This is a genomic window from Verrucomicrobiia bacterium, from assembly GCA_035577545.1.
In the GTDB taxonomy this organism is placed as follows: Bacteria; Verrucomicrobiota; Verrucomicrobiia; order Palsa-1439; family Palsa-1439; genus Palsa-1439.
Map to the genome: position 1 here is coordinate 196251 of DATLVI010000031.1, position 21052 is coordinate 217302.

General features: G+C 59.5%; 22 protein-coding genes. 20 read left to right on the top strand and 2 right to left on the bottom strand.

Translation table 11 applies throughout. From position 1 onward, the window contains the following. Positions 1–104 precede the first annotated feature (104 nt). Complete coding sequence (gene purL / locus VNL17_11315; GenBank protein HXI84663.1) at positions 105–2381, top strand: phosphoribosylformylglycinamidine synthase subunit PurL; 2277 nt, start codon at positions 105–107, stop codon at positions 2379–2381. A gap of 10 nt (positions 2382–2391) precedes the next feature. Here the strand turns inward: purL and VNL17_11320 are convergent, their stop codons facing one another. Next, complete coding sequence (locus VNL17_11320; protein HXI84664.1) at positions 2392–2757, bottom strand: hypothetical protein; 366 nt, start codon at positions 2755–2757, stop codon at positions 2392–2394. 481 nt (positions 2758–3238) lie between these two features. Between VNL17_11320 and VNL17_11325 the strand changes: the two genes are divergently transcribed. From VNL17_11325 to VNL17_11415, 19 genes are all read left to right on the top strand, one after another. Beyond that, a complete protein-coding gene (locus tag VNL17_11325) occupies positions 3239–3853 on the top strand; it encodes a sigma-70 family RNA polymerase sigma factor (GenBank protein HXI84665.1) in 615 nt (204 codons plus the stop codon). Continuing rightward, the gene (locus tag VNL17_11330) at positions 3850–4974 is read left to right on the top strand and encodes an anti-sigma factor (protein HXI84666.1); all 1125 of its coding nucleotides are present in this window, start codon (positions 3850–3852) and stop codon (positions 4972–4974) included. The genes VNL17_11325 and VNL17_11330 overlap by 4 nt, the downstream gene beginning before the upstream one ends. A 186-nt stretch (positions 4975–5160) precedes the next feature. Continuing rightward, positions 5161–5679 carry a response regulator gene (locus VNL17_11335; protein ID HXI84667.1) on the top strand — a complete coding sequence of 173 codons (519 nt, stop codon included), beginning with the start codon at positions 5161–5163 and terminating at the stop codon, positions 5677–5679. A 159-nt stretch (positions 5680–5838) separates the two neighbouring features. Then, positions 5839–7344, top strand: coding sequence for an amidophosphoribosyltransferase (gene purF, locus VNL17_11340; protein ID HXI84668.1), 1506 nt, complete (start codon positions 5839–5841; stop codon positions 7342–7344). Beyond that, the gene (purM, locus tag VNL17_11345) at positions 7341–8402 is read left to right on the top strand and encodes a phosphoribosylformylglycinamidine cyclo-ligase (GenBank protein ID HXI84669.1); all 1062 of its coding nucleotides are present in this window, start codon (positions 7341–7343) and stop codon (positions 8400–8402) included. Before purF ends, purM begins: the two co-directional genes overlap by 4 nt. A gap of 9 nt (positions 8403–8411) precedes the next feature. Beyond that, positions 8412–8873: a hypothetical protein gene (locus tag VNL17_11350; protein HXI84670.1), complete on the top strand. Its 462-nt coding sequence runs from the start codon at positions 8412–8414 to the stop codon at positions 8871–8873. A 34-nt stretch (positions 8874–8907) separates the two neighbouring features. Further along, positions 8908–10479 (top strand): bifunctional phosphoribosylaminoimidazolecarboxamide formyltransferase/IMP cyclohydrolase, encoded by a 1572-nt coding sequence (gene purH / locus VNL17_11355; protein ID HXI84671.1) that lies wholly within the window; start codon positions 8908–8910, stop codon positions 10477–10479. Between the two features lie 18 nt (positions 10480–10497). Then, positions 10498–10986: a response regulator gene (locus VNL17_11360; GenBank protein HXI84672.1), complete on the top strand. Its 489-nt coding sequence runs from the start codon at positions 10498–10500 to the stop codon at positions 10984–10986. Positions 10987–11005: 19 nt separating this feature from the next. Next, entirely contained in the window at positions 11006–11575 is a 570-nt protein-coding gene (locus VNL17_11365) for a sigma-70 family RNA polymerase sigma factor (GenBank protein ID HXI84673.1), read from the top strand. Next, entirely contained in the window at positions 11572–11964 is a 393-nt protein-coding gene (locus VNL17_11370; protein ID HXI84674.1) for a hypothetical protein, read from the top strand. Before VNL17_11365 ends, VNL17_11370 begins: the two co-directional genes overlap by 4 nt. Before the next feature lie 33 nt (positions 11965–11997). Further along, complete coding sequence (locus VNL17_11375; GenBank protein HXI84675.1) at positions 11998–15162, top strand: DUF2723 domain-containing protein; 3165 nt, start codon at positions 11998–12000, stop codon at positions 15160–15162. 9 nt (positions 15163–15171) lie between these two features. Beyond that, positions 15172–15831 carry an endonuclease III gene (nth, locus tag VNL17_11380; GenBank protein HXI84676.1) on the top strand — a complete coding sequence of 220 codons (660 nt, stop codon included), beginning with the start codon at positions 15172–15174 and terminating at the stop codon, positions 15829–15831. Beyond that, positions 15828–16148, top strand: coding sequence for a DUF971 domain-containing protein (locus VNL17_11385; GenBank protein HXI84677.1), 321 nt, complete (start codon positions 15828–15830; stop codon positions 16146–16148). Before nth ends, VNL17_11385 begins: the two co-directional genes overlap by 4 nt. Positions 16149–16216: 68 nt before the next feature. Continuing rightward, on the top strand, positions 16217–17128 hold the full coding sequence (locus tag VNL17_11390; GenBank protein HXI84678.1) for a hypothetical protein: 912 nt from the start codon (positions 16217–16219) through the stop codon (positions 17126–17128). Between the two features lie 23 nt (positions 17129–17151). Further along, positions 17152–17712, top strand: coding sequence for a hypothetical protein (locus VNL17_11395; protein ID HXI84679.1), 561 nt, complete (start codon positions 17152–17154; stop codon positions 17710–17712). Positions 17713–17996: 284 nt separating this feature from the next. Then, entirely contained in the window at positions 17997–19016 is a 1020-nt protein-coding gene (locus VNL17_11400) for an alcohol dehydrogenase (protein ID HXI84680.1), read from the top strand. Between the two features lie 18 nt (positions 19017–19034). Beyond that, positions 19035–19490 carry a DUF5069 domain-containing protein gene (locus VNL17_11405; GenBank protein HXI84681.1) on the top strand — a complete coding sequence of 152 codons (456 nt, stop codon included), beginning with the start codon at positions 19035–19037 and terminating at the stop codon, positions 19488–19490. Between the two features lie 28 nt (positions 19491–19518). After that, a complete protein-coding gene (locus VNL17_11410) occupies positions 19519–20016 on the top strand; it encodes a GNAT family N-acetyltransferase (GenBank protein HXI84682.1) in 498 nt (165 codons plus the stop codon). Between the two features lie 49 nt (positions 20017–20065). Further along, positions 20066–20413, top strand: coding sequence for a DMT family protein (locus VNL17_11415; protein HXI84683.1), 348 nt, complete (start codon positions 20066–20068; stop codon positions 20411–20413). Positions 20414–20575: 162 nt separating this feature from the next. Here the strand turns inward: VNL17_11415 and VNL17_11420 are convergent, their stop codons facing one another. Beyond that, the gene (locus VNL17_11420) at positions 20576–20989 is read right to left on the bottom strand and encodes a hypothetical protein (GenBank protein ID HXI84684.1); all 414 of its coding nucleotides are present in this window, start codon (positions 20987–20989) and stop codon (positions 20576–20578) included. Positions 20990–21052 lie beyond the last annotated feature (63 nt).

The window sequence follows — 21052 nt, forward strand, 5'->3', positions numbered from 1 at the left end:
GCGTCATCGAGAAGTCCGGCTGGCTAAAGAGGGGCTCCCCGTGGCACTCGATTGTAACACTCCCGGTTATTGGCTTTCTCAAATGCGTGTACTAAACTTCACGCATGGCGAGTGTAGCGGACATTGAGATTACACCGGAGATTATCGCGACGCATGGGGTCACGCCGGAAGAATACGAGCGAATTAAGAAGATCCTTGGACGCGCCCCGAACATCACGGAACTCGGCATCTTCTCTGTGATGTGGAGCGAGCATTGCAGCTACAAGAATTCTCGGCCCGAACTGAAGAAATTTCCGCGCGAAGCGCCGTTTATCCTCGTGAAGGCCGGTGAGGAAAACGCCGGCATCGTGGACATCGGCGACGGGTGGGCCATTGCTTTCAAAATAGAATCCCACAATCACCCGAGCGCGGTGGAGCCGTTTCAAGGAGCGGCGACGGGAGTGGGCGGGATCATCCGCGATATATTCACGATGGGCGCCCGCCCGATCCTTAATATGAACTCGTTACGGTTCGGTCTCATCGAGGGCGACACGGCGGAGGCGGCACAGAACCGGCGGCTGTTCGCGGGCGTCGTGGCCGGGATCGCGCATTACGGCAACTGCATCGGGATTCCGACGGTGGGCGGCGAAGTGTATTTCGATGAATCATACGATGGCAACCCGCTGGTCAACGCGCTTTCGCTGGGCGTGTTGCGTCACGACCAGATCAAGCGCGGCAAAGCCGCGGGCGTCGGCAACCCCGTCATCTATGTGGGCAGCGCGACGGGCCGCGATGGGTTGGCCGGCGCTGCGTTCGCGTCGCGGGAACTCACGGAGGAATCGCAGCGAGACCGCCCGGCAGTGCAGGTGGGCGATCCGTTCATGGAAAAACTGCTGCTCGAAGCCTGCCTCGAAGTGATGCGCACCGACGGCCTTGTAGTGGGTATCCAGGACATGGGCGCGGCGGGGCTGACGTGTTCGACCTGCGAAACCGCCAGCCGGGGCGGTACGGGCAATGAGATCGACCTGAACCTGGTGCCGAAACGCGAGACAGGGATGACGCCGTACGAGATCCTGCTCAGCGAATCACAGGAACGGATGCTGCTCATCGCACAGAAAGGCCGTGAGAAGGAGGTAGAAGCGATTTTCGAGAAGTGGGACCTGCACGGTGTCACCATCGGTCGCGTGACAGACGACGGCCTGATGCGTGTGAAGGTCGGCAACACTGTTGCGGCAGAGATTCCCGCAAAGCAACTTGCCGAAGACGCGCCAATTTACCATCGCGAAGCGAAACAGCCTGAGACTGAAATCCGACACACGAAGTTCGAAATCGGAAGCGTCGTCGAACCCGTCGATTATCAGGACGCCCTGCTCCGACTGCTCGGGTCACCAACGATTGCCTCCAAGAACTGGGTGTATCGCCAGTACGATCACATGGTGCAGGACGGGACAGTTGTGGCGCCTGGCAGCGACGCGGCGGTGGTGCGTATCAACCTTTCGCGGCCCGACCTCGGCGTACCGGATACGACCGGGGAGAAATACATCGCCTTCACGACCGACTGCAATTCGACCTACTGCTATCTCGACCCGTTCGAGGGCGGCAAGATTGCCGTGGCGGAAGCCGTGCGCAATCTGGCCTGCAGCGGGGCGCGGCCCTTGGCCATCACGGACAACCTCAACTTCGGCAACCCGATGAAACCGGAAGTATTCTGGCAGTTTCGTCGTTGCATCGAAGGTATTTGTGAAGCCTGCGACGTTTTCAACACGCCCGTGACGGGCGGTAACGTCAGCTTCTACAACGAATCACCCGCGGGCGCGATTGACCCGACGCCGACGATCGGCATGTTGGGGTTGATCGACGACCCGAAGCACATCACAACCCAATGGTTCAAGGACGTGGGCGACGTGATCCTGCTGCTGGGCGAAATCGACGACGAACTTGGCGGCAGCGAATATCTGAAACGGATTCACGGACTTAAAACCGGCAAATCGCCGCGAATGGACCTGGCGTTGGCAAAACGGATTTCGGACTTCACCCTGGAGAGCATTCGCAAAGGTTGGGTCAAGAGCGCGCACGACTGCAGCGAGGGCGGCCTGGCTGTGGCGCTGGCGGAATGCTGCACGAGCAACGGTGACGCGATGATTGGCGCGCGTGTGGACCTGTCGAAGTTTCCGGGACGATTGGATGCCGTGCTGTTTGGTGAGACGCAATCGCGCGTCGTGCTGAGTTGCCCGGCAAACCACGCGGAGGAAATCCTGCATTCGGGTCTGCCGGTGAATCGCCTCGGAGTTACAGGAGGCAATGTGCTGGAGATTAAGACATCCCGCAGTGAGTTGTCCTGGAGTCTGGCCCGTCTGCGGGACGTTTGGTGGAATGCGATCGGGCGCGTGATGGACGTCTGAGGGATACGGGTTATTTTGGCTTCCCCAGCAATTTTTGGAGATAGTCGGGCTGCTTCGGCTGTGCTTCCTCCGCGGGTTTGTTGGCCGTACCGGAGGCTTTCTGCTGGATCGCCGCAATCGTATCCTTGACCGCTTGTTGCTGGTCGGGGGTCAACCTGGCCTTGTGGGACAGAGTCTGCAGGTTGCTGAGCGCCTCGGGGTAGTTGTTGGATTTGACGGCCAGCACAGCGTTATTGACCAGGGTCTGCATGGCCGGTTCAGCCGACTTGAAACTGCTCTGCAGTTCGGAGGTGCTTACGCGACCTTTTTTCCCGCAGCCGCTGATCGCCAACAACGCGCCCAGCGCCACAACCGGCATCCATGCAAACTTCTTCATAGCCTTCTTGTTCCCGTCCCGGTGCAGAATAGGCAGCACACACGAAGCGGTCAAACTCAAATACCGGCCAATCCATGCGGGTGCGTCCCTCGTAGTATCTATTGAATAACAGGGCTGATGACGCCGTCCAAAACAAGGATGAAACGAATGAACGGAAACTGGAATGTGCCCGGTGGCCGCCTCGAAAGAGCGCAGCACCCGCCGACTCATCCCCATCGGCGGTGTGCGGTGCCCGTCGTGTTCATGGCCTCCCTTTCGTGGTCCGTGAAAGTCGCGGAGGGAAAGCCAGAGCGTCAACGCCGAAACAGGTACATCCATGCAATTCACACGACGCCAACACACAGAACCCCTGTGCGCTTCAATCCCCGGAGACGATCCGTTTTTTAAGCGAAGAATCCCGTTCGACAGAGTGGCTTCTCAGACATACCGGCAGCGGTCTTTTTCGCTCGCCAGCTTTTCGCGCGGTTGTTACAGTGCCGCGATGTCCGATGGCCAAAGCGGCGGGAATGTCTCTGCGACGCAGGTCCGGGATGATGGCGCGTTGCTGCGCGCCGTGGCCGCCCGTGACAAAGACGCATTTCGGCAGCTTTACACGCAGCACAGCCCGCTCCTTTTCGCCCTCGCAGTGAAGATTCTCAGTGATCGCAGCGAGGCTGAAGACGTGCTGCAGGAAACTTTCGTCCAGGTTTGGAAGACCGCCGCCTCGTTCGATGACCAACGCGGCAAACCGCTTGGGTGGTTCATCATGCTTACTCGGAGCCGCGCGATTGACCGACTCCGGTCGCGCAAGACACGCGCCCGTCTCGCCGAATCGGCCGGGAAAGACGAATCGCAAATCACGACGGCCACGACGCCGGCCGAGGACGCGGTCGCCTCCGAGGCGCAACAGACCGTGCGAGACGCCCTGGGCAAGCTGCCGGACGAGCAGCGCGTGCCCATCGAGATGGCCTACTTTGGCGGGTTGACCCAATTTGAAATTGCCCAGCGACTCAGCCAGCCGCTCGGGACTGTGAAAACGAGGATCCGCACCGGTATGATCCGTCTTCGCGAGCAACTCGGCAGCGTCACCGCCGGGAGAGAGGGGCGCACGCCATGACGCACGACACGTTTCGCGAGATGCTTCCGCTCTATGTCATTGGCGCGCTTGACGGCGACGAACTGTACAACTTCGAGCGGTATATCGCCGAGAACCGCGAACGCTGCCGGGCCGAGATTGCGGAATACCAGGCAATCGCTGACCAAATGGCGCTGGCCGCTCCGTCCGCGCGGCCGTCGCCGGCGGTGTACGACCGTATCCTGACGGCGATAGAGGAAAAGAAACGCCCGGTTGAAACGCCAGCGTCCGCACCCGTGGCGGCGCCGACTCGCGTGCCGGTACGCGTTCCCGCGCCGGTGCCCACGGCCGCGCCCGTATCTGCACCAGCTGCCGAACGCCGCGAGAGTGAAGGTTTCAACCTTGGCCTGCTCATCCTCCGCGGCATTCCCTGGGCCGCCGCCGCCGTGCTGGCGGTACTGTTGATCAGCGCGAACAGCCAGCTTCGAGAGATGACGCGTTTGCGGCAGGCAATGACAGAAGACTACAACAAGCTTCTCACCAAGTATGACGAGCAACATGGCGGCATCACCAATCTTACCACCCGTCTTCAAGCGCAGGCGCAGCAGTTTCAGGAGCAACTCGTCAAGCTTCGTGTCGAGAACGTCGAGCAGCAACAGAGCCTTAATACCTTGCGCGCGGCCAACGCGGAACTCGATGCCGAAAAGACCCAATTGCAGCATGCCGCGGATCGGATGCGTGAACAGCTCGAACAACAAAATTTGCAAACCGCTTCACTCTTAAAGAAGGTCAACGAGCAAACCGCTTCGCTGGAGATCTTCACGGATCCTGCGGTTCGTATCGCGCCACTGGCCGACCCGAAAGGACAGGCGAAAGCGACCGCCAAAGTTTACTGGCAGAACGAGAAAAAGACGGGGCTCATGGTTGTCTCCAATCTCATACCCGTCGTCGAGGGTCAGGGGAAGTGCCTCGAGCTTTGGGCGATCTGCGGCAGTGCACCGCCAGTCCCGGCCGGCATCGGCTGGACGGACGAATCGGGTCACGGCAATTTGCAGGTCAAGCTGGTCAAGGACATTGCGTGCATCGACAAGTTTGCCGTCACGGTTGAAAACGCGGGCGGCGTACCAGCTCCCGAAGGCTCGATCATTCTCATTGGTCAATGAAACCGTTGCTTCCATTCGATTGGTTGCCGCAACCAACTGCCTGACAGGCAGATGGTTACAGAAGTGATTTGAAGCCTTCCTAAATCGGTAACGTCTTGCCGCAGCGCTGTGGTTTTCTGGCATAAACCCTGCACAATCAAGCCCTGGTTGCCGTGTGAACGTTAAAGACGATTAAGGAAAAAGCATATGGGCATCTTCAGCGCAGCAGTCGCGTTGTTCAGCAATAGTGGCGGGGGCCAACATACAGAACGGCATCCCGACGACGAATCCAATGGCGGCGCCGGTTCCGTTGGCGAGACCAAAACCAAGTGCACGATCCTGGTCATTGATGACGAACCGAGCTTATTGGAAACGCTCCGGCTCATTTTAAGCGAAGCGGGATACAACGTGCTGACCTCCGCCACCGGCCCGAAGGGTCTCGACATGGTGCGCTACGCACCCAAGGATGTCCGCCTTGTGCTGCTCGACTACAATATGCCGCGATTCAACGGCGCCGAGACCCTCGAGTTTTTGCGCAAACTGAACCCAGCCCTGAAAATTATGGCCATGTCCGGGCTGCGCCTGACCGAGCTTCCGGAAAGCTTCCACACCGGGGTCGATCGGTTTCTCCCAAAGCCATTCAAGAATGACGAGCTTTTGAAGATGGTGGAGGAAGTCCTCGAAAAAAGATCCGCCACCGAAGCACCTGTTATCGCCTCCAGGTAACCCACCCAGGCGTCCCATCCAGCGACGCGTTCCCGTTAGCGAGTTGGTTCCACCCCGCCCGGGGGTTGCTCCTTGCTATTTGCCTCTTGTTGGACTAAACGTTTCGACGAAAGTGAAACTCTCGACGGCTTGCGTTCGTCGAGGCGAGTTGACCGAGGAATGAACCCGGAAGAAAGCACGCACCCACGGCATTATTGCGGCCTGTTTGGGGTTTACGGACACCCGAATGCGGCGGAGTTGACGTATTACGGGCTGTACGCGCTACAGCATCGCGGCCAGGAAAGCGCGGGCATCACGGCCTCCGACGGCATCGACTTGCGCACCTACAAGGGCATGGGGCTCGTCGGCCAGGTGTTCGACAAAACCATCCTGCGTTCGTTGCCCGGTCCTCTCGCGATCGGCCACGTTCGGTACTCCACCACGGGCAGTTCCAACATCAAGAACGCTCAGCCGCTCGTCGTCGATTGCGCGCGCGGGCAGATTGCCATCGGTCACAACGGCAACCTCACCAACGCTTCAAGGCTCCGCGCTGAACTCGAAGAGCAGGGGTCGATTTTCCAGACGACGGTGGATAGCGAGATCATCCTGCACTTGCTCGCGCGTCCGTCCAATGACGATCGGGCCCACTCCCTCGAAGCCGTCATGCGCAAAATCCAGGGCGCGTATTCGTTGGTCATCATGGGTGAGGATGAACTCATCGGCGTCCGCGATCCATTCGGATTTCGCCCGCTGGTGTTGGGCAAACTCGCCGCGCCAAAAGAAGACGGCAGCGATGGCGGCGTCGCCTACGTGCTGGCCAGCGAAACGTGCGCGCTCGACCTCATCCATGCCGAGTATGTGCGCGACCTTGCCCCCGGCGAAATCGTCGTCATCAACCAGCAGGGCGTGCGTTCGGTCAATCCCTGGGCCGGCTCGCAGCAGCCGCACGCGTTCTGCATTTTCGAGTACGTGTACTTCGCGCGGCCCGACAGCGACATCTTCAACAAGAACGTCGCGCAGGTCCGCATCAATCTGGGCCGCCAACTGGCCCGCGAGCATCCCGTCGAGGCGGACCTCGTGATTCCCGTGCCCGACAGCGGCAATTGGGCGGCGATGGGTTTTTCCGAGGAAAGCGGGATCGATTTTGGCAACGCCTTCGTTCGCAATCATTACGTTGGCCGCACCTTCCTGCAGCCGACCCAACTCATTCGCGATTTTGGCGTGCGCGTGAAGCTCAACCTCATCGAGGAAATGGTCGTGGGCAAACGCGTCGTGGTGGTGGATGATTCGATCGTGCGGGGCACGACGGCGCGGGCGCGCGTGGTCACGCTACGCGAAGCCGGCGCGAAAGAAGTCCACATGCGCGTCAGTTGCCCCCCGCACAAATGGCCCTGCGCCTACGGCATCGATTTCCCGACGCGCAAGGAGTTGATGGCCGCGAACAATTCGCAGGAGCAGATCCGCGAATTCCTCGGTGCCGACTCGCTCGGCTATCTCTCGCTGGACGGCATGATCGCCTCCACTGGCCTGCCCGCGAACGAATTCTGCACCGCCTGTTACACCGGCAATTATCCTTCGCCTGTCGAATCCGAGCATGACAAATTTATCATGGAACAGCGCCGCACCAAATACCGCCGCCCGGTCTCGGATCTGGTGCATGACGATACGCAGCGACCGCTGTTGTGAATAACCCAAAGACAACCGAAGGCGCTTACACCAGTTCAGGTGTGAACATTCATCTCGCAGACACGTTGAAAGGTGGGCTGAAGCAGAAGGTTCGCAAGACGCTAAGACCTGAGGTGCTGGGGGCGATTGGCGGGTTTGGGGGATTGTTTGCGCTCGATTTGAAGAAGCACAAACGGCCGGTGCTGGTGAGCAGCATGGACGGTGTCGGGACGAAGTTGAAAATCGCGGTTGCGCTGAACAAGCATGACACGGTTGGGCAGGACCTTGTCAATCATTGCGTCAACGACATCGCAGCAGTTGGCGCAGAGCCTTTATTTTTCCTGGATTACATCGGCATGGGCAAACTGTCGCCGCGCGTGTTCAACCAGATTATCGATGGACTGGTCAAGGCGTGCGCGGAGGCGGGCTGCGCGTTGATCGGTGGCGAGACGGCGCAGATGCCCGGTATGTATGCGGCGGGTGATTATGATCTTGTGAGCACGATTGTTGGCGTGGTGGAACGCGACCAGATCATTGATGGCTCGAGCATCCGCCCGGGTGACGCGATCGTCGGGCTGGCCAGTACAGGGTTGCACACCAATGGCTATTCGCTCGCGCGGCAGATTCTTTTCGCGCAGATGCGGGCGCGGCTGGATGATTACCATAGCGGACTTGGCTGCACGTTCGGGGAAGAGCTACTCAAGGTACATCGCAACTACTGGCCAATCATAAGGAAAATCCGAAATTCGAAAACCGAAATTCGAAACGCCATACATGGGATCGCGCATATCACGGGTGGCGGATTCTATGACAACATCCCACGGGTACTGCCGAAGAATTGCAGCGTGGTCATATACACCGGTTCGTGGGACGTGTTACCTATTTTCAAACTGCTCCAGGAAGGCGGCGGTGTGACCGATGAGGAGATGCACCGCGTGTTCAACATGGGCATCGGCATGGTGTGCATCGTCGATCCGAAATCAGTGGCGACAGTCCAAAAGGTCGCGTCACGCGCCGGTGTGAAATCCTATCTCATCGGTGAAGTCCGCAGGGGCAAGCCGGTGGTCGTAATTGAGTGACGGGCGAAAATGATGAAATGGCTGTCGCGAGTCATAATGGTTGGGATTGCCGCGCTCGTAATCTGGCAGGTCTGGCAACGAGTGTTCGTGACCGACGAGATGCGCGTCAAAAAGCAGATTACCGTCATGTCGGGCGCAGTGGAGAAAGGGAATTTGTTGCGGCTTTCGGATGCCGTGGCGGCTGATTACAGCGATGATTCGGGCATGGACAAGTCCACGCTGCTGGGCGAGGTCCTCGCGTTTCGCTCACCTTATGACTCGGTATCCATTCATGTCAGCGAGCTGACTGTCACCATCGATCCCGAGCATCGGAAGGCGCAGGCAGAATTCATCGCGAAGGTAATCGTCAGGGCCAAAGGAGGTTCCTCGGAAAAAGAAGTCCACAGCGGGCAGATACGGTTATTTTTCCGCAAGGATGACGCGGGTTGGAGGCTGATCCGGGCGGAATTGCCCGGGTCGAAATTCGATTGAAGGTCACCCCGGCATCCGTTACCCTCGGCGGGTTATGGGCAGAATCCAACGGGCGCTCATCAGCGTTTCGGACAAGACCGGGCTGGTTGATTTTGCGAAGGAACTGCAGGCGTTTGGGATCGAGATCATTTCGACGGGCGGGACGGCCCGCACTCTCAAGGACGCCGGCATTCCGGTCGTCGAAATCAGCGAGTTCACCGGCTTTCCCGAGATGCTCGATGGCCGCGTGAAGACGCTGCACCCGAAGGTGCACGGGGGTCTGCTCTATATTCGCGGCAACGCCGAGCATGAGGCGCAGGCGGCCAAGCAGGGCATCCAGCCCATCGATCTGGTGGTGGTCAATCTTTATCCGTTTGAGAAGACGACAGCCAAGCCGGGCGTCTCGTTGAACGAAGCCATCGAGAATATTGACATCGGCGGGCCGAGTATGTTGCGCAGCGCCGCGAAGAACCACGCCAGCGTCACCGCCGTTGTCGATCCCGCCGACTACCCCGCGGTACTCAAGGACCTCAAGGAACACGACGGCAACACCTGCGAAATGTTCCGCTGGAAACTGGCAGTGAAGGTTTTCGAGACGACGGCGCGTTACGACGGGGCCATTGCCCGACACCTGCACGCCGAGCGAATGCGGGCGAAGGGGGACACGGGAAAGGGAAGGAGCGAGCTGCCCGAGACGCTGCAGTTGTCGCTGAAGAAAGCGCAGGAACTGCGGTACGGCGAGAACCCGCATCAACAGGCGGCGTTGTACGGCGATTTCTTTGAGCACTTCCAGCAACTCCACGGCAAGGAGCTTTCTTACAATAACATTCTCGATCTCACTGCCGCCGCCGAACTGGTGACCGAATTTGAAGAACCCACGGTGGCGATTATCAAGCACACGAACCCGTGCGGCGTGGGTAGTGCGGCGACATTGCTTGAGGCCTGGAACCTGGCTTATGCGACCGACAAACAAGCGCCGTTCGGGGGCATTATTGCAGTGAATCGCCCGCTCGACGCGGCTATCGCATCGGCGATTGCGGAGATCTTCAGCGAGGTGATTGTCGCGCCGGAGTTTGAGCCCGGCGCCCTCGCGATCCTGCAGAAGAAGAAAAACCTGCGGCTCATCAAGAAACTGCGGCCGGCCACCACGGGCGTGGCGTTGCGTTCCGTCACGGGCGGGTTGCTCGCCCAGGAGCGCGATGCGCGGCTCGTCTCGGCGGACGATATGAAAGTCGTCACGAAACGTCATCCGACGCATGAGGAGCGGCACGCGATCTTGTTCGCGTGGCGGGTGGTCAAGCATGTAAAATCCAACGCCATTGTTTTTGCGCGGTTTGACGCCCATGGAAGTCGAACATTGGGCATTGGCGCGGGTCAAATGAGTCGCGTGGATTCCTCGAAGATCGCGGTCTGGAAAGCCGGGGAAGCCGGGCTTGACCTCGACGGCAGTGTGGTTGCCAGCGACGCCTTTTTCCCCTTCCCTGACGGGGTAATCGCGGCGGCTGAGGCCGGGGCGACCGCAGTCATCCAGCCGGGTGGCAGCGTGCGCGATGCCGAGGTGATTGCAGCGGCAGATGAACGTAACCTGGCGATGGTCTTCACCGGAATCCGACACTTCCGACATTAGGACGAAACGAGGAACGATATGGATCGAGCACCGATACGAGCGAAAATCCTGGTGGTAGATGACGAACCGCAGATACGCGAATACGAAGGCAGCTTGCTGGCGGAACTGGGGCACGAGGTGCTCACCGCCGGCGATGGCGCCGAGGCCGTGCGGGTGGCGCGGGAGCAACAACCGGATTTATTGCTGTTGGACATCATGATGCCCGAAATGTCCGGCATCGAGGTGTGCCAGCAATTGCGGGCGGACGCGCGCACGCGGGACATTCGCATCATCGTTGTCTCCGGATTGGACTCGAAACGGGCGCTGGAGGAGAGCATCATCGCGGGCGCGGACGATTTTCTCGCGAAGCCGATCCATGCGCTGGAGTTGATGGTGCGGGTGCGCTCGATGCTGCGGGTGCGCCATATCGCGGACGAAGAGAAACGGCTCGAAGCCTACGTCAGGAACCTTCAGGCGATGCGTCGCGTGGAGCAGCCGGTAAACCAGGAACCAGCAAGCCGACCATGATTTGTGTTTGTGGTGACAAATGACGCCCTCAGCGACGATTAACCTTTGGCAGGGCGTCAACCGTGTGACGGACAATGCAACAGATGGGATCATGTGGCAACGGATGCTCCACCAGTGTGGAGACGGCCTTTTTTTGTACGCGCGCCAGTTGTGCCGCAACGACGCCGATGCCGCCGACGTGGTGCAGGAGGCGTTCCTCCGCGTTTGGCGCAAACATGCGAACAATGGCGTCACCGAACCGGATCTGCCGGCGCTTTGCTATTCCGCCGTGCGCTATACTGTGCTCGACCGCAAGCGGCAGGCGGTGCGTCGCTGGCGACGTGAGGCGGCAGCCGGGGAGTCCCTGTACGAGCAGCCGCCGTTGTTTGAATCCCCGCTGGAGAGAGCCGAGGAGCAGGCGAAGTTGGAGGCTGCGATTCGGGAGCTCCCCGTCGAGCAACGGGAGGTCCTCACATTGAAAATTTGGGGCGAGCTGACATTTCAGCAGATTGCCACGGTGACCGACGAATCGCCAAACACGGTCGCCTCCCGCTATCGGTTGGCACTCGCTGCGTTGCGGCAACAACTTGCAAAGGCGGGCACACCATGAGTACACCATTCGACACGTTGGAACATCAACTCAATACCCTGCGTCCATCGCGTCTGCCGGCGACGGCCCGCCGGTCCATTTTGCATGAGATGCAACGACCGAAAACCGGACGCTCCTCGGCGTTCTGGCAGTACATTCACCGAACCGGTTTTCAGGCCGCTCTGGCCGGTGCCTTGTCGCTTGCATTGTTGGCAGGTGGGTATTGGCTGCCCCGATCCCCGCAGCCGGCGTCCCAAGCCAATACGGCAGCAGTCGCGGCCAGCAACGGGCTGTGGCCATCGCTCGCCCTTTGGGAGACCAAACTCGCAGCGGCTTGCCCAATGGGAGAGAACACCGTGGTTGTGCTGCGCTCACCATCAACACTTACGAATATTCAAATCCGACGCTAAGGCCACACCCGCGACACTGACGAGTAACAATATATGGGCAAGAAAAACCGCAAGCTGACAATTCCAACTCCCACCCCAGTAGCGCCGGTACCCGTGACGCCGCCGGAGCCACCGCAAAGCCTGCACGCTTTCTTCACGCCACAGGATTGGATTGCAGCGATCATCACGTTCCTGATATCCGGGTTTGCATTCCTTTATTTCATGTCCCCCGAGGTGACACTCGAGGATTCCGGCGAACTTGTGACGGGTGCTTTCAATTTCGGCGTGCCGCATCCGCCGGGATATCCATTGTGGGCGTTCCTGGGATGGGTGTGGCGCCATTTGGTACCGATCGGCAATCCCGCGTATCGGATTTGCCTGATGTCGGTACTGACGGGCGCGCTGGTGGTCGGCGTGATGACACTGCTGATGACGCGGTCGATCATGATGTTGCTGCGCTCGGTGACCTGGGCGAAGGACATCGAAGATTCCATGAAGCACTGGATGGCGCTGACGATCGGGTCGGCGGTGGCGCTGCTCTTCGGCTTTAATCGCGGCGTCTGGTTGTGGGCCTGCGTGCCCGAGATGCGCATCCTGAACCTGTTCATGTTCATCATCACGGCCTGCACGTTTTTTGCGTGGATGATGCGGCCGCAACGGTACGGATTCCTGTACGCGACGATCCTCTTCTATGCGCTGGGTCTTTGTGTCCACCAGACAATCGTCGTGATGGCCGCGGCGTTCATACCCGGCGCGTTCGCCCTGGGACTCTTGTCGGTGTGGGACAGGCGGCCATGGCGGATGGCCGTGGTGATGCCGGCGTTATCTGCGTTTTGGGAACTCACCGTTGCGGCCCTGCTTGGTTTGGCGGCCAGCGCGTACGTGGACGCGTGGTTGCAGACGGGACCCAATGGCGATGTCCTGGCGCAGAAAGTGAACATGTTCATTCTTTTCGGCCCGCCGATTGCCGCAACCGCTTTGATTTTCATGCCGGCGGCGCTGGCCATACTCATGTTGGTCTGGATGGGGAACGAAGGATGGCTGAGTTGGAAGCGGGCATTGATCTGTACCGCGGCGTTTCTTATCGGCTGCAGTTGCTACTTCTACATGTCGGTCTCATCATCGACGAACCCGCCGATGAATTGGGGTTATGCGTATACGAAGCAGGGTTTTCTCCATACCTTCACGCGCGGCCAATACGAGAGGTTGAATTTATCCCCACCCTGGCGCAAGGAATTCTGGATTCAGACCGGGCTCTTTGCGCGGGCGCTCTTGCAGCAGTTCAGCCTGCCGCTGGGATTCGACAAGGATTTCCTGCTCGGCCTGCCGATCGTCTTGTTCGCGTTTGGAACACTGGCGATGCTGATCAGGTGGTGGAAGGATCTGCACGGGCGCGCCCGCGCCTGGCTGATATTCGTGTGGCTATCGTTCCTGACGACAAGCTTTGTCCTGTTGATGATCATCAATCCGGGTGTCGACAAGCAGAACCAGGAGATCAACATCAAGTTTTTCGCGCCCGCGCATGGATTCTTTGCCATGATGATTGGATATGGGATGGCGCTATCAGCGGCATGGGTGCTGGCCCATTGGCGGGAGTTTCCGCGCACAGTCATGCGCGGGTTGTGCGTGGCGTTGCTGGCGTCGCCGGTGATTTCCTTCGAACGCAACCGCGGTACCTGCGACCAGCGGGACCACGACTTTGGCTACCAATTCGGCTACCGCATGTTCCGTCCCTTGGGTGGTTATCCGGACATGGATAAGGACGCCGTCCTCTACGGCGGAACGGATCCGGGCCGCTTCGTGCCGACGTATATGATTTTCTGCGAGAGTCGCGTGCCCCCCAGCGACCGCTACCGCGATCCGCATTTCGACCCGGAAGGCAGCCCGAATTTTGATCGTCGCGACGTGTACATCATCACGCAAAACGCGCTGGCTGACAGCACGTATATGTCCTACATCCGCGACCATTACGATTACACGCGGCCCGATCCCAACAACCCATCGACACTCGAACGCCGCCTGCCCTGGCAGCGAGCGGTGTTTCGCTGGGGCTGGACCCACCTCCATCGCGACACCATGTATCCCAAGGAACCGATTTGGATTCCCAGTGAGTTGGACACGCAACATGCGTTCCAGGAGTATATCAACAACGTGCAGACCCGCCAGGCGCACGGTGAGCACCTCAGCGCCGACGAGAATGTCACGATCGAAGGCGGCGCGGTGCAGGTACGCGGCGTGGCCGGTGTGATGAACATCAACGGCATTCTCACGAAGTGGATCTTCGACCATGCCAAGGACAAGCATTCGTTCTACGTCGAGGAGAGCTACGTCATCCCATGGATGTACCCGTATCTCACGCCGGCCGGGATCATCATGAAGATCAACCACGACCCTCTGCCCGGTCCCCAGCAAGACCCGCAGCTTTGGGAGGGAATCGTCAAAAGAGACAAGGCTTATTGGGACAAGCTCTGCGAGGAGCTCAGTGCGCGCCCGCAGTTCCATCACGACAGCGACGCCCAGAAGACGTTCTCCAAACTGCGTTCGGCCATCGGCGGGCTCTATGCCTCGCGGCAGATGGCGGTGGAAGCGGAATACGCGTTCAAACAGGCGCTGCAACTTTGCCCGGAAAGTCCCGAAGGCAATTTCCGGCTCGCGCAACTCTACATGGAACTCGGCCGCACCGATGATGCCCTGGCGACCCTCGAGGCGTTACAGAAGCTTGACCCGCTCAACGACAAGATTACGGGGGCCATCGACCAAATCAAAGGCATCAAACAGTCGCGCCAGGACATCCCCCAACTCGAAGCGGCTTACTCGAACAGCCCGCGCGACTTCGGGTTGTTGACCCAGTTGGCCCAAGCGTACTCAAAAGCCGGCCAGAACGAACGGATTATCCAGCTATTGCGAAGTTATCTGCAACAGAAAGACATCCCTGCCGACGCCTTTTTGCAGACGGCCCAGGTGTACTGGAACATGGGTCAGCACGAGGCGGCCTTGAATGCGCTGGAGACCATGACGCAGCGGGCGCCGCAGGATCCGCGGGGATACTATTACCTGGCCGTGATGCGCACCATGGCAAACAACGCCGATGCCGCGCTCCCCATGCTGGAAAAGGCCATTGCACTGGCACCGCAACTTCGGGCGCAGGCCGCCAGCGACCAGCAATTCAACAGCCTGCGCGGCAATCCCCGCTTCCAGCAGATCATTGGCTCTCCTTGATGATGCGCCATGGCGAGGGAGTCTCACGGATCGAAGCGGGTGCGGGTCAGGAAGATCATTGCGCTTCTTAAGCGCACGCATCCAGACGCAAAGCTGGCGCTGGATTTCTCGGACCCTCTCGAGTTGCTGATCGCGCTGATCCTCGCTGCGCAGGCGCGCGATGATCTCGTCAATGTCGTGACGCCGGAACTCTTCCGCAAGTATCGCACGGCGGCCGCTTACGCCAACGAGAAGGAATCGGTCCTCCAGAAACAGGTAAGCCGGATCAATTTTTTCCGCCAGAAGACACGCTCGATTCAGGGAGCTTGCGCGATGTTGGTGAAAGACTTCGGCGGCCAGGTTCCCGACAACATCGACGATCTCCTGAAACTACCCGGCGTCGGGCGCAAGACCGCCAATGCCATCCTCGCCAACGCGTTTGGGCAACCGGCCATCGTGGTCGATACGCATACATGGCGGCTGTCGCAACGGCTCGGGTTGACGAACCAGGATGCGCCGGACAAGATCGAGGCCGACGTCGTGAAGATCGTGCCGCGGAAGGAGTGGACGAAGTTCTGCCACCTGCTACAGTTCCACGGGCGGCGCGTGTGCCGGGCCAGGAACCCCAATTGCCCGAATTGTTCGATTAACAAACTCTGCCCGTGGCCGGAGAAAACGAAGGCGAAGTGAAGCCAAAAAACATTGAGACCGTGAACAACATCCTCGCCATCGTGTGGGAGGATGGGCATGAGAGCTATTTCGACTTCGAAACGCTGCGCCGCGCCTGTCCGTGCGCGATGTGCAAGGGCGAGACGAACGTCATGGTCGAGTATAAACCGCCTCCGCAGAAGCTCACGCCCGCGAGTTTTGAATTGCGCGGCTGGCAGTACGTCGGCGGTTACGCCATCCAACCGCAATGGGGCGACGGCCACGCTTCGGGTATCCTCTCGTTCCAGTATCTGCGTGACCTCGACCCCGACGCGCCGCGAAAACAAGTCACGCGGTAAAGCGTGTGTCCTGACGTCGTTGTCGATTTCACTGGAACTGGCAGCAGGCGGCATTTATACAGATGCCGATGAAACGTTTCGGAGCGCTCGTGGGCCTGGTTGGCGCAATCCTCTGTGGGATCCACCCCGTCGCTCAAGGGGAGGACGACACATCGCCCCCCGGCGTGTACCGTCTCAAGTTGGCGCCGCTGGAAGAACTGAGCGAGCACACCGTGTCGCGTCAGGGGGACACGGCCCTGGGCATCAAGTCCATCACCTGGCAGCACAGCGAGTCCGAGCATTTCATTTTTCACACCGAGGCAGGCTTTGCGGTCACGCAGCTCGTGGGCGTGGCGGAGTGGTCGTATGCGGAAATCAAGAAGGACCTGGGGATCACGCAGGATTCATTTGAGCGGAAATGCCAGGTCTACGTGTTCCTCAACCAACCGGCCTGGCAGCACTTTGTCGGCGAGGGCAGGATGGAATCCTGGACAGGCGGCTGGTGCACCGGACGCGAACTCTTCTTTTGGTCGCGTCCGAATTTCAAGTTCCAGGGCACCACGCTGCCGCACGAGATGACCCATCTCGTGCTGCATCGGTTCGTGGCTGGCGACATCCCGTTGTGGCTCAACGAAGGGCTTGCCGAATTCGAAGGCTTCCGCCTCTACCGCACCTACCTCAAGGAGCGCAATTACACGCTCCAAAACGTGCACGATCACCTGAACCGCGACCAATACATCCCGCTGGACACCCTGACCAGTGCGGTCGATTATCCGAGGACGACGGATGAGGTGACGGCGTTCTATACCGAATCGGAGCGGCTGATCAGTTTCCTGTACTACTTCCACGGCGGGATCGGGCCGTTGATGAAGTTTCTGAAACTCCAGAGCGAGGGCGCGCGATTTGATTCCGCGTGGCGGGACGTGTACGGTACCAAATCGAGCGACCCTCAGGTGTTCGAGAAAAAATTCATTGCCTATCTGACCAAGGCGAAGGAATAGAAACTGCGGCGCGGAGGCATGCCATGCACCAGTATCGTATAGTATTCAGGCTGGCCCCGTTCATTCTTGCCATGGGACTGGTAACGAGTTCCCACGCGAAGAGCGATGAGGTGTTTGATGTCACCAAGCTCCCCAAGGCGGTCCAGAAAACTGTTAAGGAACAGGTCGGCGACGGCAAGATTGTGAAGATGCGGAAGGAGACCGTGGATCGCCGAATCGCCTACGGTGTGGAATGCGCGAAAGGGGAGAGGAAGTGGCAGATCGAGGTCGCGCCCGACGGCAAACTGCTGCTGCGGGCCGAGGAAATGGCCCTGACCAATCTCTCGGCCGCGGTGCAAAAGACGATCCAACAAAACGCCGCCAAGGGCAGGATCGAGTCCATCGCCGACGTCACCGAAGATGGCCAGTCGTATTACGAAGCCGCTGTGTCATTCAACGGCCAGGAAAAAACTTTCATCATCGGTACCGACGGCAAACTTATCGACACCCAAATCCCTGATAATCAGGCCCGACCGCCAGAGGCCCAGGGCGGGGAACCGACCTTAAAGGTCGAACCCAAGGGTGGGTACAAGTCCGGGTACTAGGGCACTGGCTCTCCCGTGGGTCTTCACGCAGTTGTAACAATTTCGCAACCATCCCACCATATGCCTCGGCCATACTTTGTTCGGTGGCAGGCGAGTAGTTCCTTATCCAGCGGGGGGCGGCGGGTAGTTGCGAACCGCCCCCCGCGGAAGGAAACCAACGAGCTACATCAACCCCCAGTTCCCGACCACTCATTGCATCTGCTGCGTGTCCCCTTGCACAGAGTTTATCCTGAGACTACTGTCAGGATTACAACGGCTGGTTGAAAGGACGATTGGAGGCAATTATGGCGAAGATGCGAGTGGCACAAATTTCCCGCCCCAAAGGGCCATTTGAGATTGTCGAACGAGAAATTCCAACACCCCGCGCCGGATCGGTGCGCATTAAGGTCCAGGCTTGTGGCGTTTGCCACAGTGATGTGCTGGCCAAGGAAGGTTTGATGCCGGGCATCCAATACCCGCGAGTTCCCGGGCATGAGGTCATCGGGCTGGTGGATGCGGTCGGTCCCGAGGTCGCTGGTTGGACGCCGGGCGAGCGGGTGGGTGTGGGCTGGAACGGCGGATACTGCAGCCACTGTGATAATTGCCGGCGGGGAGATTTTTTTGCCTGCCAGACATCCACGCAGATCACGGGGATCACCACCGACGGCGGTTACGCAGATTATATGATCGCGCCGGCCGAAGCGGTGGCGCGCGTGCCCGAGGGATTGTCGGAGGTCGATGGCGCCCCGTTGATGTGCGCGGGTGTGACGACCTTTAACGCGCTACGCAATAGCGGCGCGCGCGGAGGGGATCTGGTCGCGGTGTTGGGGATCGGCGGGCTGGGCCATCTCGGCGTGCAGTTTGCGGTCAAGATGGGATTCAAGACAGTGGCGATTGCGCGCGGCAAGGACAAGGAACCGCTAGCCCGTCAGCTCGGTGCATGGCATTACATTGACAGCCAATCACAGGACCCGGCGGTGGAACTGACGAAACTGGGCGGCGCGAAAGTTGTGCTGGCGACTGTGACGAACGGCGATGCGATGAGCGCCACGCTTGGTGGCCTGGCGTCGCGCGGGACGCTGATGATCCTGGGTGCGCCGCCGATGCTGTCGATATCCCCATTCCCGATGATTGGCGGAATGCTGTCGGTCAGGGGCTGGTATTCCGGCACGTCGATCGATTCGCAGGATACGCTTTCGTTCAGCGTGCTTTCCGGCGTGCGGTCGATGAATGAAGTCTTCCCACTGGAGCGGGTGAGCGAAGCCTACGACCGCATGATGAGCGGGAAGGCGCGGTTTCGCGTCGTCCTCACCACGGGACAGTAAACGAAGAGACTCAACACCATGAATGCCCCCAAGCTCCAGGCCCTTGTCAAAGACCTTCGCAAACAACCACCGCCCAGCCCGCACGAAAAACTCGGCGGTTATGTGATTGCCATGCGCAGCCTCGTGAAATGCCGGGCGTTCCTGCTGGGCATCAACGGCGAATACAATTTTCACCCGTGCGGCCTTTCGGCGTTCCTGTGGCAGTTCACAGGAATTGCGCCCACGCCGTTCAAGGAATTCGTCGCGACCGGAGCGAGCGACGACGAAGTGGCACAATGGTTGCGCGAGCAGTCCAAGGTGAAGGATGCCGCGGCGATCATCCGTTGGAACCACGAGATGAAGTGCAAGCTGCTCAGCGAATTGGCGGACAGTTACCTCGAATACTACGAGACGTACATCCCGCGATTCTGTCCGCATCCGAACCGGGTGCGGTTCTTCTTCGACGTGTACGACGACGAAGAGGGCCGTCTGTGAGCCGGGCCGCAGGCCGCCATGCTCGGAAGTGAACGTCACGCTGAAACAGGCGACGACGGCACAGGCCAAAGCCATTGCGAAGTTGCGGATGGCGACCCATGAGAAGCTCACGCGTGATTTCGGGCGCGGGCCCTGGACGTCAACCGTGACCGAGAAAGGCGTCTTGTACGCCATGCGCACCGGCCGTGTTTACATCGTTCGAGACGCGCGAACGATCATCGGGACGCTTCAATTGACCACGAAGAAGCCGTGGTCGATCGATCGGTCATACTTCACGAAATGTCAACGACCGCTCTATCTTCTCGCGATGGCCGTAGAACCCGATCGGCAAAGGCACGGTGTCGGCCGCGCCATGCTGGAGGATGTAAAACGCGTCGTCAAGGTGTGGCCGGGTGACGCCATTTGGCTCGATGTCTACGATTTGCCCGGTGGCGCCGGCGAATTCTACGCCAAGTGCGGCTACCGGGAAATGGGGCACGTCACCTACCGCGGCGTGCCGCTGATCTACTACGAGATGCCTCTGTAGGACGCCGTTCTGCTTGCGGTGGGAGACGGGCTTTCATTATTCTGACGCCATGAATTTACCCATCGTTTACCGGACCGTGGTGCTGTTGACCTGCTCAAACACCTTCATGACCTTTGCGTGGTACGCCCACTTGCGAAACTGGGGGGACAAGAAGTGGTATATCGCCGCGCTCCTGAGCTGGGGGATTGCGTTGTTCGAGTATCTGCTCCAGGTCCCCGCCAACCGCATCGGCTACACCACGATGAGCCTGGCGCAATTGAAAGTGACGCAGGAAATCATCACGCTCGCCGTGTTCGCGCCGTTTGCCTATTTTTATATGCGCCAACCGCTCAAGCTCGATTTCCTGTGGGCGGGTCTCTGCCTCATCGGCGCCGCGTACTTTATGTTCCGCGGGTAATGCAACGCGCTTTTCCCACCGCGCGGGACCGCGAAATCCTTTGCCCCCGTCAGGGAACTTCGTCGCGTCTCACGCTGCGGTACGCGACTCTGTCCCTAACGAGGACTCGTATGCGGTCGGACTGTTGTTAGCCCCCACGATCAGGTATTTGCGACACAATTCCTAGTCGTGGTCGCGGTCGTGTCTCTCTTCACGTTTTTCCTCGCGTCGTTCCTCGCGCTGCTCGTGTTTGTGGCGCGGATATCTCGCGACGATCACCTCGTGATGCCGCCACGGGTCACGCGCATCGACGTCAAGATTCACGCTCGCTCCCAGCGTGATGCTGACCGGCACCGCGGGCCCCGAGCGCCAGACCCCGCCGTCCACCCACCAGTAGACACGAGTTTCCGGCACGAAGTACACTTCCTCCTCGGGATAATAGACATAATGGTACACCACCGCGTTGGGCGCAGGCGCTACTTCGGGTCCGATATGTATAATGACGCTTGCCGCCGAAACGCGGGACGTGATCGTCGCGAACGCGGCGACCCCGGCCAGTACCACCATCCAACGCCATAGATGTTGTAGTCGTTTCATGACTTCCTCCATTTCTTTTGCGTTCATCCTTCTGAACCACCATAAACCTAACCCCGCCACGCG